The organism is Dokdonella koreensis DS-123 (genome assembly GCF_001632775.1).
GTDB lineage: Bacteria > Pseudomonadota > Gammaproteobacteria > Xanthomonadales > Rhodanobacteraceae > Dokdonella > Dokdonella koreensis.
The window spans coordinates 794,938-809,708 of sequence record NZ_CP015249.1; the positions used below are offsets into that span (position 1 = coordinate 794,938).

Consider the following 14,771-nt stretch of genomic DNA (forward strand, 5'->3'; position numbering starts at 1 on the left):
GCACGTCGCTCCGGGCGAGCCGGGCGTGAGCATCCCCCGACGGAGTGCCGCATGCGCAATCTCGATTTCAGTTCCTGGCAGGCGTTGCTGACCACGGTGCTGGGGCTGGCCGTCATCACGCTGATCGGTGTCGGCATCCGCCTGGTGGTCATGCAGACCATCCAGCAGCGCCGCGAGCGCGAGAACCGCCAGATCAACGAGCGGTTGCGTACATTGATCGCCGCCTACAAGACGCTGGGCGGGTCGTTCACCGGCGACCTGCGCGTGGACCCCACGCACCTGCGAGACCTGCGCCTGCGCAGCGAGCGCATTGCCGACGCGGCCGACCCGGAAGCACCGGACAGCGCCTGGCCTGCCAGCGACCGCACGCGCCGCGTGCGCGATGCGGTCGAGGCTGCCCTTTCCGACATCCTGCTGCTGGGCACCGAGGAGCAGGTGCGCCTGGCGGCCCAGGCCGCCGCCGAGTTGGCCGCTGGCCGCCCGGTGCACACCGCGGAGCTGGTGGTGTCCCTGCGCACGTTCATCCGCCAGGTGCTGGACCTGGAGCCGGTGCCCGCGCAGCTGGCGATTCCGCGGCAGGGACCCACGCGACCGGCCGGCGGTTCCGGCAAGGGAGGTGGGGCCAAGGCCGAGGGCGCGCGCGAGGGAGGCGGCAAGGGCGGCGGCGGTGGTGGCGCCGGTGGCATGGGTATGGGCATGGGCGCTGGTGGGGCTGTGGCTCTCGGCGACGCGCACGATCCGCAGCGCGAGGCTTGAGGATCGCAACCGGTACTCCAGGCCCGGTGTGCGCCGCTGCCGGGAGACGGTCAGCCCGGCGTGTTGATGACGGCCTCGATGCGATAGCCGTCCGGGTCGACGACGAACGCCGCATAGTAGTGCGCGCCATAGTCCGGCCGCGGCCCCGGCGGCCCGTTGTCCCGGCCGCCGTGGCGCAGTGCGGCTTCATGGAATGCATGCACGGCCGCCCGGCTCGGGGCTGCAAACGCCAGGTGAAACCCGGGGCCCGGCGCCACCTGCGCGCCGGCGCGCTGCTTCAGCGCCAGCTTGTCGCCGCCACCGGGCGGACCGTAGCCCACCGCCGCGTCCGCCGGCCCGTCGTCAAGGTCCGACCATACGCGTTCGAAGCCCAGCTTCGACAGTACGGCGTCGTAGAACGCGACCGAGCGGGCGATGTCGGTGACGCCGAGCGAGAGGTGATGCAGCATGGTCCGGCCGTGGTGATGGGCAGTGCGGTCATCAATATCACACCGCCGGCGCACGCCGCGGCGGGGCTGGCTGGGCATCGCGACGGGCGCCCTGCCGGACGACGCGGCCGTGCAGCGCATCTCACCCCGACGACGGTGGCACGGTTCCAGGGCCGTACGTTCCGGCGCGCGGCGCGCGTCGTGGCCGATACGCTCGGTCGGCCGTCACTTGTGGGGCACCATCCGCTGGCCTAGAGTGACCGCGCAGTCGATCCAGGGGGCAGGCGCACCGGCGCTGTGCCTGCAGGCGGGCAGCCACCGCTCAAGGCGTGTGGATGCTCGTGCCGCTCATGTCCTAGAGGCGTGGGAGACAAAGGCATGTGCAAGGCGCACGGGGAAATGCGGTTCCGCTGCCGCGCAGGCCGGCGCGGCAGCCGGCGCGCGCGACGCAGCGGAGCGGTCCCGTGTTCCATCGTGTTCATGAGGTGCATGCCGATGCAGCGCATCGCCAATCGCCTCCGGGCATCACGGAGGGCACACGAGACGTGCGCTGCACGAGCGTGTCACCCCGACGTGCCACGCCCGGTTCACCCTGGTCCCCGCTCGCATGCCGCAGGTCCTATCATCCGCACCGGTCCCGCCTCGCGGATACGGCGCCGCCGGCCGTCATTCCCGCCTTCGGTGGCGCGCCTGTCTTTGCGCGGACGCGATCGCCGCGTCTCGTCGACGCGCCGCATCGTCATCGCTGCTTCATCCCCACCCCGAGCACCCGGAGGAACACATGAACGCTCCACCCCGTTGGTTCACCGTCGTTGCCATCGTTGCGCTGCTGTGGAACCTGCTCGGTTGCGCGGCCTTCATTTCCGATCTTCGCCTCACGCCCGCCGACATCGCGCAACTGCCCGAAGCGCACCAGGCGCTCTATGCCGCCCGCCCGACCTGGGCCGTCATCGCCACCGCCATCGCCGTCTTCGGTGGCGTACTGGGCTGCATCGCACTGCTGCTGCGCAAGAAATGGGCGCTGCCCGTGTTCGTCCTGTCGCTCATCGGCATCGTGGTTCAGGACTACGGCCTGTTCGTCCTGGCGGACGCCGCCACGCTGGCCGGACCGGTGGCGGTGGTGCTGCAGGGGCTGGTGCTGGTGATCGCGATCGGCTTGATCGTGTTGAGCCGGAAGGCGATTGCGAGAGGTTGGTTGAAGTAGCTGCAACGGAATGCCGTGATCGGATCGGCCCGGGTCGCCCGGGCGCGCTTCCGGCACGGCCTTCGGCCCCTGCGGAACAGCAAACAGCCTGATTCGGGATCCGGATCCAGGCGGCAATCACGCGCCTCTCGACCGGATCATCTCAGCGGGTGATACGCCGGGTCGGCAGACTGCTCCCCTTGGCTCGGAACCCACGGTTCCGCGCCGCCCGGCATCCCGGCGCCACCGGGACACGAAGACATCCGCCGGATCGCGCAGTGCCGCGTGCCGGGCGGATGTTTCATGCAACCAAGGAGAGAGGTGATTGCCATGAAACAGGCGCGTGTTGCCCCCGCCATCGGCGGGATCGTGCGGTTCTCCGACAAGGTCGTCGCCAACCAGAAGCCGATGTGGCTGGGCAACTGGCCGCGCTGGATCTTTCGCGAAGCGCCGCCGCGCAAGGACCTGAAGTCCGGCATCGAGAGCGGCGAGGTGCTGCCGCTGAAGGGCTACTCGCCGTTCTTCTGCCACGCGCCGGCGATGACCGTGGCGGAGCTGGAAACCTGGGAAAAGGATCTGGTCGACGCGCGCAGCGAGCAGTCCAGGCGCCGCCGCTGGGCGATGGCCGCCCTGGTGGAGCCGGAAGACGACCTGCTGGCCGCGGTGCAGTACCCGGACGGCAAGCGGATGCTGGAAGACTGGATGGACGTGGCCGAGGAACATCACCTGGCCTGCATCGAGATGGCCGGCTACGCCTACCGGGCGCATCAGCGGCTCAAGGCGTTGTACGACGAGCTGTTCCTGGCGCCGGCTTTCAAGCGCAAGTACAAGCCCAAGCCGAAGCTCGACGCGCGCGGCCTGCCGGTGCCGGAGCCGGATGTGGAGAACGCCAAGCCGAAGCGGCAACGCAAGGCGAGGCCCGCATCCGGCGCCAAGGCGTGAAGCGCGCACGAGTCGGGGCGAACCTGCGTGCCGAGGCATGCCGTCCGGCGGTATCGGCATGTGGCCGCTCGCATACGGAAGGATCAGGTTCGCGCCCGCGGCTTACGCGACATCGATCGATACGCTGATGCGCGGGGTTCACGCACCGCTCCCGGCAACGCGGTGGTGGATACGCGAGAATGCTCGACATTCCGGCGGTCGATGGTGGCTCATGCAAGACGGCCTCGTTCACGCCGTGTTCCTGTCTCGGCGCGGGTTGCTGTCGTCGGTGCGGGCCGGCCGCTTCCAGGCGCTGGCCGAGGACGGGCCGATGCCGTGCCTGCCGGGACCGGATGCATGAGCCCGGCGCTGCCGGATCGGATCGCCTGGGCGCTGGCGCGCCTGGAAGCGCGCGCCGACGATACCGTGCTGGAGATCGGTTGCGGTAATGGCAGGGCGATCGAACGGTTGTGGCCGCAGCTGGCCGGCGGTCACGTCACCGGCATCGATCGCTCGGCGGCGGCGGTCGCGACGGCGGGGCGGCGCGTGGCGCCTGGTCTGGTGGCGGGCCGGGTGACGCTGCAGCAGGTCGCCCTGGCGGAGCTGGCGGTCCCCGCGGCGTGCTTCGACCGGGCCTTCGCCGTCGATGTCAACGTGTTCTGGCAGCAGCCAACGGTGGAGCTGGCGGTGCTGGCCCGCGTGCTGGTGCCGGGCGGCCGGCTATGGCTGGTGTTCGAGCCGCCTGCGGCGGCGCAGCTCGAACCGATTGCCCATGCCTGCGGGGCCCGGCTCGGCGAGGCCGGTTTCGCCGCGATCGCGGTGGTGCGCCACCCCCGGCTGCCGATCGTCGGCGTGGCCGCCCGTGCGCCGGCGGGCGCGGTTCATTCGAAGCTGGCAGCGAAGATCGCCTCGCGCCGGTAGACGTAGTAGCCCTCGTTCGGGCCCATGCTGCCGCCGGCCTTGATGTGGTGGACCAGCAGGTAAGCGCCGTTGGGCGAGAGCGCAACGGCCTCGTAGCTATCCCCGTCGTAGAGCGAGGTGGGCACCGGGTAGTCGGTGATTCGCGTCAGCGCACCGTCCCGGGTCTGGACGAAGACATCCCCGCGCGTCGTGGTGGTGCCGTCCAGGACATACGCCTGGCTGGCCGTGAAGGCCACCACCGCGGCGTGGCGCGCCAGCAGGGGCGACTCGTTGCGACAGCACGTGGCGGGTCCCTTCACCCACTGGGCGGCCACGAAAGCAAGCGGCGCGATCGTGCCGCTGGCGAGGTCGCGCAGGAAGATCGACCGGCCGGACGGGTTGGGACCGCCGGGGTCGGGTGCGGCCATCGCCAGCATGCGGCCGTCGCGGCTGAAGTCGTACTGCACGAACGGCCCGAGCCCCAGCGCACTGCCGTCGGAACGGACGCTGGCGCGCACGGTGGTGGTGCCGCCGGGTTCGTCGAAGACGCCATTGCGGTCGCTGTCCCGGTCGCGTACGAACAGGTCGACGCCGGCGTTGCCGTCGCCGCCGACGAGATTGCCGGCGTCGGAGGTGAACGCGATGCGTGCGCCGTCGTCGCTGAGGCGGATCGGTGCCGCGAACCCGTCCGGGCTGTCGTCGTCGCCGATGACGCCGTCGGTGGACCGGCTGATCGCCACCGTGGCTGCTGCCTGGCGATCGCGTACGTAGACGTCGGACGCGGCGTTGGTGTCGTCGCCGGCGATCGCCTGGGCGGTGGCGAATGCGATGTGCGTGCCGTGCGCGCTGACCGCCCCGGCCAGGTCGCGAACGCCGGCCGCGAGCTGCGCTTCGGTGCCGTCGACACCGACCCGCGTGATCTGGGCGGTGCCGGGCTCGTCGAAGACGCCGTTGCCGTCGGCGTCGCGGTCGAGCAGGAAGGCGTCGCGGCCGAAATTGCCGTCGCCGGGCACCAGTTGGTCGTCGATCGAGACGAAGCTCACGAAGCGCGCGTCGCCGCTGGCGGTCGGGAACGTGCTGGCGGCGCCGGTCTGGCTGCCGTCGGGCCGCAGGCTCAGGCGCCGGGTGGTCTGGTCGTGGCGATCGCGCACGAAGACGTCGGCGCGGCCGTTGCTGTCGCCGGTGACGAGATCGCTTGCCAGCGAGGCGAACACGACCCAGCGGCCGTCGTCGCTGATCGAGACGCTGGTGAGCGCGAAGCGCAGCGCGGTCGGGCTGCCATCGGGTCGCAGGTCGATGCGCTCGGCGCGGCGCCAGACTTCGGTCTGGCCGTGGGCGGCACCTGCGGCAAGCGTGGTCACGGCGGCCAGGATGGCCATGGCGCGGAGCTGGAAAGGGTGTGCGCGCTTCATCGCTCGGGTCTCCCGGAAGGTGTCCGGGATACAGGCGCAAGCGGGTGCGGTGGTGTCGCACCGCGGCCGGCGCCCACGCCGCTCAGGCGACGTGGGCGGCCGCTTCGGTGCTCGTGCCGGGACCGACGGCCCGCTTGCGCAACTGCGCGATGTCGCGCGCCGGCGGGGCGCCGAACACGCGGCTGTACTCGCGACTGAACTGCGAGGCGCTCTCGTAGCCGACGCGGGCGGCGGCGCTCGCGGCGTCCAGGTGCGAGTTCAGCATCAGCCAGCGCGCTTCCTGCAGGCGCAGCTGCTTCTGGTACTGCAGCGGTGCCATGCCGGTGACCGAGCGGAAATGCAGCCGGAAGCTGGACGGGCTCATATGCAGCCGCGTGGCGAGGTCGTCGATGCGCAGCGTCTGCGCGAAGTTCTGCTTCAGCCAGGCGACGGCGCGCGCCACCTGGTGCCCGCGCGAGCCGGCGGCGGCCAGCTGGCGCAGGCGTGCGCCGTCCGGGCCGATCAGCAGCCGCAGCGTGATCTCCTTTTGCACCAGCGGCGCCAGCAGCGCCATCGCGGCCGGCTGGTCGAGCAGGCGGACCAGGCGCGCCAGCGCATCCATCAGCGCATCGTCGATGCCGCCGACCAGCAAACCCCGCGGTGCGGCCTCGCGCACCGGCGGCAGGTCCGCCTCGACCGCGAGCTGCATGATCGTGCGGCTGTCCAGAGTCAGGGCGAGGCCCAGGTACGGCCGCTCCGGCGAGGCCTGGCTGATGCGCGAGATGACCGGCAGGTCGAGCGAGGTCAGCAAGGCCTGGCCGGCACGGTACTCGTAGACCTCGTCGGCCAGTTCGACGCGCTTGGCGCCCTGGGCGATCACCGCAAGGCTGGGCTCGTAGACGCAATGCGTCGGCTCGGTCGGCGTGGAGCCGCGGAAAAGCTTGAGGCCCGCGATCGGCGTCGCCCGAAGTCCGTCGACCGGCGCGAATCGCGCAATCGTGGCGGCCAGCAGACTGGCGTCGGCGAGGGGAGGGGCGGCGGGACCGGTCATGGGCAGGGGGCGGCAGGACGGCGTTTCCGGACCCGGGCGATGCTAGCAGCGGTGTCGGCCCGGTAGCGGCGTCGCACCGAGCGGCCGTCGGATCGGGCAAGCATCGCGACGAATCGGGATAGCCGCGGGAGGGGCCGGCAGCGGTGTCCGCAGCCGGTGACGGCTGTTCGGCGGCGGACAGGTCGTTTGCGGCGGTGAACACGGTGGTGCCCTTTGCGTGTCGCAAGCCACTGATTTTTCAGAATGGAATTGCTGGCATGCGGCTTGCTGCACCCACCGGTGCCCCGCGCACCGAGCGTGGGGCGGACGGTGCGATCGCCGATCGCATCGCGTCATGGCCCGTCCCGCGACCGCGGATGAGAGAGCGACGATGAACCAGTGGTTGACCGATCTACGTCAGGCGATGCGCACCTTGAAGCGCACCCCGGGGTTCACCGCGATCGCCGTGGGCATGCTGGGCCTGGCGATCGGCGCCACGGTCGGCATGTTCAGCGTGGTCAAGACGGTCCTGCTCGATCGCCTGCCGTACGCGCAGCCGGATCGGCTGGTCTACATCGCCTCCTCGGCACCGGGGTCGCAGCTGCCGGCGGAGTTCGACGCTGCGCCGGAATTCTTCATCCAGTACCACGAGCAATCCAAGCTGCTGGAGGATGTGTCGACCTCCAACTCGTTCACCTCGACGCTGCGCGTGGGCGATCGCGCCGAACGCGTGCGCATGTCCTGGCCGACCAATTCGCTGTTCTCCACGCTGGGCGCCACGCCGGTGCTCGGCCGCCTCCCGGTGGATGCGGACGAGAGCCGCACCGTGGTCATCAGCGATGCGCTGTGGGCGGACTGGTTCGGGCGCGACCCGGGCGTGATCGGCCGCGCGGTCTGGGCCTCGGGCGCCGAGCGCACCGTCATCGGCGTGATGGGGCCGGAGTTCCGCTACCCGAGCAGCGATACGCGGTTGTGGGTATCGAGCACGATCAAGCCGGCGGACATCAAGGAAGTGGGCGACTTCGACTATCCGCTGATCGGTCGCGTGAAGCCCGGCGTCACACCCGAGGCGCTGGCCGACGAGCTGACCGCGCTGGCGCGCCGCGCACCGGAGCGCTTCGGCGATGCGGCGCCCGGCTATGCGCGCACGGTCGCGCTGCACCGGGCGGTGGTGCGCCCGCTGGCCGACGAACTGCTCGGCTCGATCGCGCGGCCGCTGTGGGTGTTGCTGGGTGCGGCCGCGATCGTGTTGCTGATCGCCTGCGCCAACGTGGCCAACCTGTTCCTGGTGCGTACCGAAGGTCGCCATCGCGAGCTGGCCGTGCGCAGCGCGCTGGGTGCGGCACGCGGCCAGCTGGTACGCCTGCAGCTGGCCGAGGCGATCATCGTGGCCGCACTGGCCGGCGGTGTCGCCCTGGTGCTGGCGGCCGGCGCGCTGCCGCTGTTCCTGCACGCCGCACCGCCGGGCATCCCGCGGCTGGACCTGGTGGGCATGGATCTGGGTACCCTGCTTTTCACGGCCGCGCTGGCCGGGGTGGTCGCCCTGGTCTGTGGCGGCCTGCCGGCCCTGCGCGCGGCCAGGCCGGACCTGACGCGCCTGCGCGAGGGCGGTCGCGGCATGACCCGCCGGCACCACTGGGTGCGCAACGGCCTGGTGATGGGCCAGACCGCGCTGGCCCTGGTGCTGTTGATCGGCTCGGGCCTGCTGCTGCGCAGCGCCTATGCGCTGCAGCAGGTCGATCCGGGCTACGACACCCAGGACATCTTCACGTTCCAGTTCGCGCCGGACCGGGCGGAACTGAAGGACGCCCCTTCCTATGCGCGCTTCCACCTGGCGTTCCTGGAGCGCCTGGCGGCGCTGCCCGGCGTGCAGTCCGCCGGGTTGGTGGAGAACGTCCCGCTCGACGAGGGCACTGCCACCATGCGCGTGCGCACCGAGGCCGCGGGCGCCAATCCGGACGACCGCGCACTGATCAGCTACACCTACAGCGCCGGCGACTACTTCAAGACCATGGGCATCGCCGTGCTCGGCGGGCGCGCGTTCACCGATGCCGACCACGGCAGTACGCTCGGCAACGTCGTCGTCAGCCGGTCCGCGGCCCAGTTGCTGTGGCCGGGCGAGGACCCGGTCGGCAAGCGCTTCCAGCGCCAGAACCAGACCGGCTGGGAGACCGTGGTCGGCGTGGTCGAGGACGTGCTGCAGCAGGGTTTCCGCGCCAAGCCCGAGCCGGTGGTCTACTTCCCGCTGGTGGACACCACCGAGAAGGGCGGCCGGCCGGTTTCCTCGCCCGGCTACGTGGTGCGCACCAGCCGCGCCGACACGATCGCGCCGGACGTGCGCGCACTGGTGCGCGAGGTGGCGCCGGAAGCGCCGATGTACCGCGTGTACACGATGGCCGGCCTGGTCGAGGGCTCGATGGTGCAGTTGACCTTCACGCTGCTGACGCTGGGGATCACCTCGATACTGGCGCTGGTGCTGGGTGCGGTGGGCCTCTACGGCGTGCTGTCCTACATCGTGGCCGAGCGCACGCGCGAGATCGGCGTACGCATGGCCCTGGGCGCGCGGGCCTCGCAGGTGCGCACCCTGGTGGTGCTGCAAGGCGCGCGCGTGGTCGGTGTCGGCGTCGGCATCGGCCTGCTCGCGGCGCTCGCGTTCACGCGCGCGCTCGGCAGCCTGCTGTACGACGTACAACCGGTGGACGCCGCCACCTTCACGACGATGCCGCTGGCGATGGTGCTGGTGGGCCTCATGGCGAGCTACCTGCCGGCGCGACGTGCCTCCAGCCTCGATCCGATGACGTCGCTACGCAAGGACTGACGGCGGTCGTTTCCCAAAGCGCATTGGTGCGGCGCCGCTATTGGAAAGAATGCCGCTGTCGCGTCTCGGGAGACAGGCCGCTGGCATGATGGGTGACGAGCTTGCGCGGGGAAGAAGGACGCCAAAGCGCCTTGTGCATTTTCGTCACAAGAGTCCGCTTCCCAGGACCGACGCGTATCGGTTAAGGTCGGTCCACGCTGCAGGGAAGCCCGCAGGGGGTCACCCCGGCGTCATCGTCAAGGCATCGGATCGGCTCTCCGTTGAGACGTTCGGGCCGGCGCGCAACGCGCCGTGCCTCATCGCCGAGAGGAATCGGTCCGGCCTGCAAAGGAGTGTTGCATGTCCGTGCCGGACCGAGTGTTGCGTGGACTTCGTCCCTCCGGGGGACTGATCGTTGCGGTTTGGGGTCTGCTGGCACTGGCCGTGCCGGTCTTGGGCGTGGCGGCGCCGCCGGTCGGGCCGCCCGGCGCGGACGCGCCGTCAGCGGCGGTCTCCGAACGGGAATGCACCGGCGACGATGACGACGAGGAGACCTGCGTGCGTGGCGGCGCGTACGCGTCTCCGTTCCAGGAGTACGCCGACCGCCTGCGCAGCGCGCAGGAAGTCTCGCCGCTGACCTCGGAGTTGTTGGGCGACAGCGTCAACCTGCACGACGGCCAGACCAGCTTCACCAACGTGGACATCGACGTGCCCGGCAACGGCCTGCCGGTGCAACTGCGGCGGCGCTTGAGCATCACGCGCCTGGGCGTGGGCGAACAGATCTTCGGCGGCTTCGGCAACTGGGATGTCGATGTGCCCTACATCGTGGCCACGCTGCCGGCGTCCGACGGCTGGTCGGGCCGCTGCAGTACCCCCTTCAAGCCGGTCGTCACGGGGGATATCCGGCTGGAGGACTTCTGGTCGGGCGTGTCGGTGCACGTGCCCGGCGGCATCGACAGCGAGCTGTACTACCTGCCGGGCAGCGGTTCGACGCTCCATCCGACCGACGGGACGACCTACCGCTGGACCACCAGCGACCACAGCGTCTTCCATTGCAGTGTCGGGACCAGCGGCGAGACGTTCCACATGATCACGCCGGAGGGCACGAAGTACACCTTCGACACCCTGGTCAGTCGGACCATAACCACGCTCCGGATCCCGTGGATCACGACGTACGGGTTCACCAACCAGACCCGCCAGCGGCGCTACCTGCTGGCCTCGAAGGTGGAGGACCGCTACGGCAACCGGGTGGAATACAGCTACAACGGCAGCGGCTATCCGACCTTGATCCGCTCCTATCCGGTCGGAGAAACGACGATCCCCGATCGCCAGATCGCGCTGACCTACACCGACAACCGCGTCACCAGCGCCACGGCGCACGGCCGCACGTGGACCTACGAGTACACGTCCGGCTTGCGGTACGTCTACCTGCCGACCGACGTGGACATTCCCACCGGCCTGCGGCCGCGCTGGAGTTACGAGTACGTCGGCGACCGGGTGATCCAGCCTCAGATCTGGGACGGCAGCACCACCAATTGCACGGGTCCGCCGAATGACACCGGTTACTACGAGGTGAAGATCGACCATCCGGGCGGTGCCCATGGGGACTTTGTATTCGACTACCACCGGCTGGCGCGGACGGGGGTCGATGTGGGCTTGGGCTGCCTCAACCCCGGCGGGCCCGTTCCCAGGTTCAAGCTGCTGATTCCGTACTTCGCGGACAACTTTGCGCTGCAGACCAAGACGCTCAGCGGCGCCGGGTTATTGCCGCTGACCTGGCAGTATTTCTATGACGCGGGCACCCCGACCGTGGGCTGGCCGGGCATGTGCAACAGCACCACGGCGCCCTGCAGTGCCCAGCCGGCCGAGCGCTGGGTGCAGGTGACCGAGCCGGACGCGACGAAGAAGCGGTACCGCTTCGGGATCAAGTACAAGGAGAACTTCGGCCGGTTGCTGGGGACCGAGACCCATGCGGCCGGCACCACCGGTACCTTGCTCGCCAGCACGGACACGGTTTACTACACCGGGACGGCCAGCCCGTTTCCGAACCGCTACGGCTTTCCCAGCGGCACCAACGAGGACATCCAGCAGTTGATCCGGCCGGTGACGTCGCGCTCGGAGACGCGCCAGGGGGTGACGTTCACGGCGTCCACGCCGGTGGGCCAGTTCGACCGCTTCGCGCGGCCGCTGCAGGTGACCCGCGCAAGCGGCCTGGGCTACACGCGGACGGAAACGATCACCTACGTTGACAAGACGAGCACGGCCGGTGGCGCGGCCAACGTGTGGATCCTGGGCCGCATCGGCACGAAGACGATCAGCGGGTTCGGGGCGGCTGCCGAGTCGTACACCTACCATGCCGCGACGCTGGACCGGAATACCGAGACGCGCTTCGGCACGCCGCAGCGCACGCTGGGCTGGCACGCGGACGGCATGCTGCACTGGGTGCAGGACGGCGCCAGCCAGCAGACGACGCTGACGAACTATTACCGCGGCGTGCCGCGCACGATCACCTACGCCGACGGAACCTATCAGGAAGCCACCCTCAACGCCTTCGGGCAGATCACCTCCGTCAGGAATGAGGCCGGCTACACGACCAGCTACAGCTACACCAACGACGGGCGTCTGTCGGGCATCAGCTATCCAGCCGGCGACACGGTGGCCTGGACGCCGACCACGGTCGCCTTCGTGCCGACCACCGACAGCAGCCTGGGCGTGAGCGGCACGCACTGGCGGCAGACGGTCACGACCGGCACCGGTCGCAAGACGGTCGATCTGGACGCGTTCTGGCGGCCGGTGACGACGCTGGAAGAAGACACCAGCAATGCCTTGACCAGACGCTACGTGACGCGTGACTTCGACCATGCCGGGCGCGAGACGTTTGTTTCGTATCCGAGCACGGGCATCAGCGCGGAGGGGACGTTGACCGAGTACGACGCGCTGGGGCGGCCGCTGTTCATCCGGTCGGACAGCGAGCTGGGTCTGCTGACCCTGGTGACCAAGATCAGGTACCTGTCCGGCTTCGAGAAAGAGGTCACCAACCCGCGCGATTTCGTAACGACGACCCGGTACCAGGTATTCGACACGCCGAGCGAGGATGCCCCCTACCAGATCGATGATGCCTTTGGCACGACGACGATCAACCGCAACGTGCTGGGTGCACCGATCTCGATGGTCCGCACTGGCACCTATGCCTATCCCGTTGGCAGTGGTGGCGGCTCGGTCACCCTGAACCGCACGACCAGCTATGTCTATGACACAGCCCAGCGGCTGTGCAAGACGGTGGAGCCGGAGTCCGGCGCAACGATCATGGCTTACGATCTTGCGGACAATGTCCAGTGGCGGGCCACCGGCCAGACCCTGACCGGGGGCGCCTGCGACAATACAAGCCCCAGCACCCTGCCGGGCGTCGCGAACCTGACCTACGACGACCGCAACCGGCTGCAGAACACGCTCTATAGCGGCGCGTCGACACCGAACATCTTCCGCACCTACACGCCCGATGGCCTGCTGGAGACGGTGAGTTCGGACGGTTCGACACGGGCGTATACCTATAACCGGCGGCGGCTGCCGAACACCGAGCAGTTGACGCTTACGGGCCTGGCGGCCGGCAGCTGGATGATCACGCACGGCTGGCACGTCAATGGCTATGCGGCAAGCCTGACCTATCCGGATGGCATGAAGCTGAACTACGTGCCGAACGGGCTGGGTCAGCCGACGAAGGTGGTTGATCCCGTCGGCGGTCCTGGCGGTACCGAACTCGCCTATGCGAACAACGTGACCTACCACCCGACGGGAGAGATCGCCGGCTTCACCTACGGCAACGGGGTGGCGTACAGCATGACGCCCAACGCGCGAGGGCTGCCGCAACAGGTCAGCCACGGAATCTTCGTGAAGGACAGCTATGTCTGGGACAAGAACGGCAACCTGACGAATCTGACCGACACGCGCACCCCGGTGCTGCAGCCGCGCACGCGCAGCATGACCTACGACGCGCGCGACCGGGTGGAGACGACCACCTACGCCTACAACGGGCGCACGTTCACCTACGGCTACGACCTGCTGGACAACCTGCGTACGACCCGCGAGACGCCCGTCGGCCGCAACCACCGGCACGAATACGCGGCCGACGGCCGCCTGACACGAATCGTCGATCCGGCCGCGTCTTCAACCGCCGTCATTGGCTACACCTACGACGCTCGCGGCAACGCCACCTCGCGCACCAGTGCAACCGGCTTCGTGCCGAACGCGACCTCGATCGTCGTGGATGAGGCCAGCCGGGTGCGGTCAGCAACAGTCGGTGCTGACACGGAAACCTTCACCTACGACGGGCTCGGTCGACGCACGCGCACGACGACCGGCTTCAGCACGCAGATGCACTTCTACAGCCAGCCCGGGCAGCTGCTGCTGTGGGAGACGCCAGGCAACGAGATCAAGACGCGGCAGTACAACCTCTACCTCGGCAACCAGTGGATTGCGCGCAAGCACATGACGAGCTTGGCCTACGTGCACACCGACCACTTGGGCAGCCCGTTGTCGGAGACCACCCCGGTGCCGGCGACGCTGGTGAACAGCAATCCGATCTGGGAGCCGTACGGTGCGCCGGCGGGTGGCGCGTTCTGGGGTGGGTTGCAGTTCACGGGTCACTACCAGGACCGGACCACGCGGCTGACCTACATGCAGCAGCGCTACTATGACCCCTATGCCGGGCGGTTCCTGGCGGTCGATCCAGTGGCCGCGAGTCCGGGCAGCTTCAATCGGTACTGGTATGCCAACAATAATCCGTACAAATATGTTGATCCGGATGGACGGCAGGTTGAGCACAAGAGCTTGAATTGGCGGACGGTGTACGTCCCCGCCCAGGGAAGAACGACTGAACAAACCGCGAGTAGTGCCGGCACCAAAGCAACTGCTGAAGCGTTTAAGGCAGGCGGGAAGGCGGTTGCCGAAGAAGTGGTGCCGGGGCTGGGTTGCTACAACAATGGCTGCTCTGTTGGAGAAGGAATTTTCGAGGCTGCAACCTCAATCCCGGTACTGAAACCGTTGAAGGCGCTTAAAGCGCTGAAAGCCACAATGGGCACGGCAACGGAAGTCGCAGACGTTACTAAGGCAGGATCTCGATACGCAAATATTGCAGCGAAATTGACGCCGGAAGACTTCCAAGCCAACCTTATCTCTAATGGATATAACGTCATCGGAGAAACAGTGGGCTCAAACGGCCCAGTAACCATTCTCAGCAATGGAGCGAAGACTTACACAATCTATACGGGGACGAGCACTGGAGCAGCAAGCGCTCAAGTGACCAATGCGGCCGGCGAAATTCTGAGCAAGATACGTCTTTCCGAACCCTAGACACAGATATGAGCTG

9 protein-coding genes are annotated in these 14,771 nt (G+C 68.7%); 6 read left to right on the forward strand and 3 right to left on the reverse strand.

Annotated elements, in window-relative coordinates:
* The first annotated feature begins 51 nt into the window (after positions 1–51).
* The gene (locus tag I596_RS03085) at positions 52–756 is read left to right on the forward strand and encodes a hypothetical protein (RefSeq protein ID WP_067644035.1); all 705 of its coding nucleotides are present in this window, start codon (positions 52–54) and stop codon (positions 754–756) included.
* Positions 757–806: 50 nt separating this feature from the next.
* On the opposite strand, the gene I596_RS03090 is transcribed toward I596_RS03085, so the two are convergent.
* Positions 807–1,205: a VOC family protein gene (locus tag I596_RS03090; RefSeq protein WP_067644038.1), complete on the reverse strand. Its 399-nt coding sequence runs from the start codon at positions 1,203–1,205 to the stop codon at positions 807–809.
* Positions 1,206–1,965: 760 nt separating this feature from the next.
* On the opposite strand from I596_RS03090, the gene I596_RS03095 reads away from it, so the two are divergent.
* From I596_RS03095 to I596_RS03105, 3 genes are all read left to right on the forward strand, one after another.
* On the forward strand, positions 1,966–2,388 hold the full coding sequence (locus I596_RS03095) for a hypothetical protein (RefSeq protein ID WP_067644043.1): 423 nt from the start codon (positions 1,966–1,968) through the stop codon (positions 2,386–2,388).
* A 309-nt stretch (positions 2,389–2,697) separates the two neighbouring features.
* Positions 2,698–3,309 (forward strand): hypothetical protein, encoded by a 612-nt coding sequence (locus tag I596_RS03100; RefSeq protein ID WP_067644046.1) that lies wholly within the window; start codon positions 2,698–2,700, stop codon positions 3,307–3,309.
* A gap of 336 nt (positions 3,310–3,645) precedes the next feature.
* Positions 3,646–4,209 (forward strand): class I SAM-dependent methyltransferase, encoded by a 564-nt coding sequence (locus tag I596_RS03105; protein WP_067644049.1) that lies wholly within the window; start codon positions 3,646–3,648, stop codon positions 4,207–4,209.
* Here I596_RS03105 and I596_RS03110 read toward each other — a convergent pair.
* Together I596_RS03110 and I596_RS03115 are read right to left on the reverse strand one after the other, a co-directional pair.
* Positions 4,170–5,567, reverse strand: coding sequence for a TolB-like translocation protein (locus I596_RS03110; protein WP_150131985.1), 1,398 nt, complete (start codon positions 5,565–5,567; stop codon positions 4,170–4,172). The two genes, I596_RS03105 and I596_RS03110, sit on opposite strands and share 40 nt — an antisense overlap.
* A gap of 115 nt (positions 5,568–5,682) precedes the next feature.
* The gene (locus I596_RS03115; RefSeq protein WP_067644055.1) at positions 5,683–6,630 is read right to left on the reverse strand and encodes an AraC family transcriptional regulator; all 948 of its coding nucleotides are present in this window, start codon (positions 6,628–6,630) and stop codon (positions 5,683–5,685) included.
* A gap of 370 nt (positions 6,631–7,000) precedes the next feature.
* Between I596_RS03115 and I596_RS03120 the strand changes: the two genes are divergently transcribed.
* Both I596_RS03120 and I596_RS03125 read left to right on the forward strand, forming a co-directional pair.
* Positions 7,001–9,427, forward strand: a complete 2,427-nt coding sequence (locus tag I596_RS03120) for an ABC transporter permease (protein WP_190278974.1) — start codon at positions 7,001–7,003, stop codon at positions 9,425–9,427.
* A 339-nt stretch (positions 9,428–9,766) separates the two neighbouring features.
* On the forward strand, positions 9,767–14,755 hold the full coding sequence (locus I596_RS03125; RefSeq protein WP_083965334.1) for an RHS repeat domain-containing protein: 4,989 nt from the start codon (positions 9,767–9,769) through the stop codon (positions 14,753–14,755).
* Positions 14,756–14,771: the final 16 nt, after the last annotated feature.

Bases quoted from the DNA above. Each gene is read 5' to 3' on its own strand.
- I596_RS03085 (WP_067644035.1), top strand. From the start codon at position 52: ATGCGCAATCTCGATTTCAGTTCCTGGCAGGCGTTGCTGACCACGGTG.
- I596_RS03090 (WP_067644038.1), bottom strand. From the start codon at position 1,205: ATGCTGCATCACCTCTCGCTCGGCGTCACCGACATCGCCCGCTCGGTC.
- I596_RS03095 (WP_067644043.1), top strand. From the start codon at position 1,966: ATGAACGCTCCACCCCGTTGGTTCACCGTCGTTGCCATCGTTGCGCTG.
- I596_RS03100 (WP_067644046.1), top strand. From the start codon at position 2,698: ATGAAACAGGCGCGTGTTGCCCCCGCCATCGGCGGGATCGTGCGGTTC.
- I596_RS03105 (WP_067644049.1), top strand. From the start codon at position 3,646: ATGAGCCCGGCGCTGCCGGATCGGATCGCCTGGGCGCTGGCGCGCCTG.
- I596_RS03110 (WP_150131985.1), bottom strand. From the start codon at position 5,567: ATGGCCATCCTGGCCGCCGTGACCACGCTTGCCGCAGGTGCCGCCCAC.
- I596_RS03115 (WP_067644055.1), bottom strand. From the start codon at position 6,630: ATGACCGGTCCCGCCGCCCCTCCCCTCGCCGACGCCAGTCTGCTGGCC.
- I596_RS03120 (WP_190278974.1), top strand. From the start codon at position 7,001: ATGAACCAGTGGTTGACCGATCTACGTCAGGCGATGCGCACCTTGAAG.
- I596_RS03125 (WP_083965334.1), top strand. From the start codon at position 9,767: ATGTCCGTGCCGGACCGAGTGTTGCGTGGACTTCGTCCCTCCGGGGGA.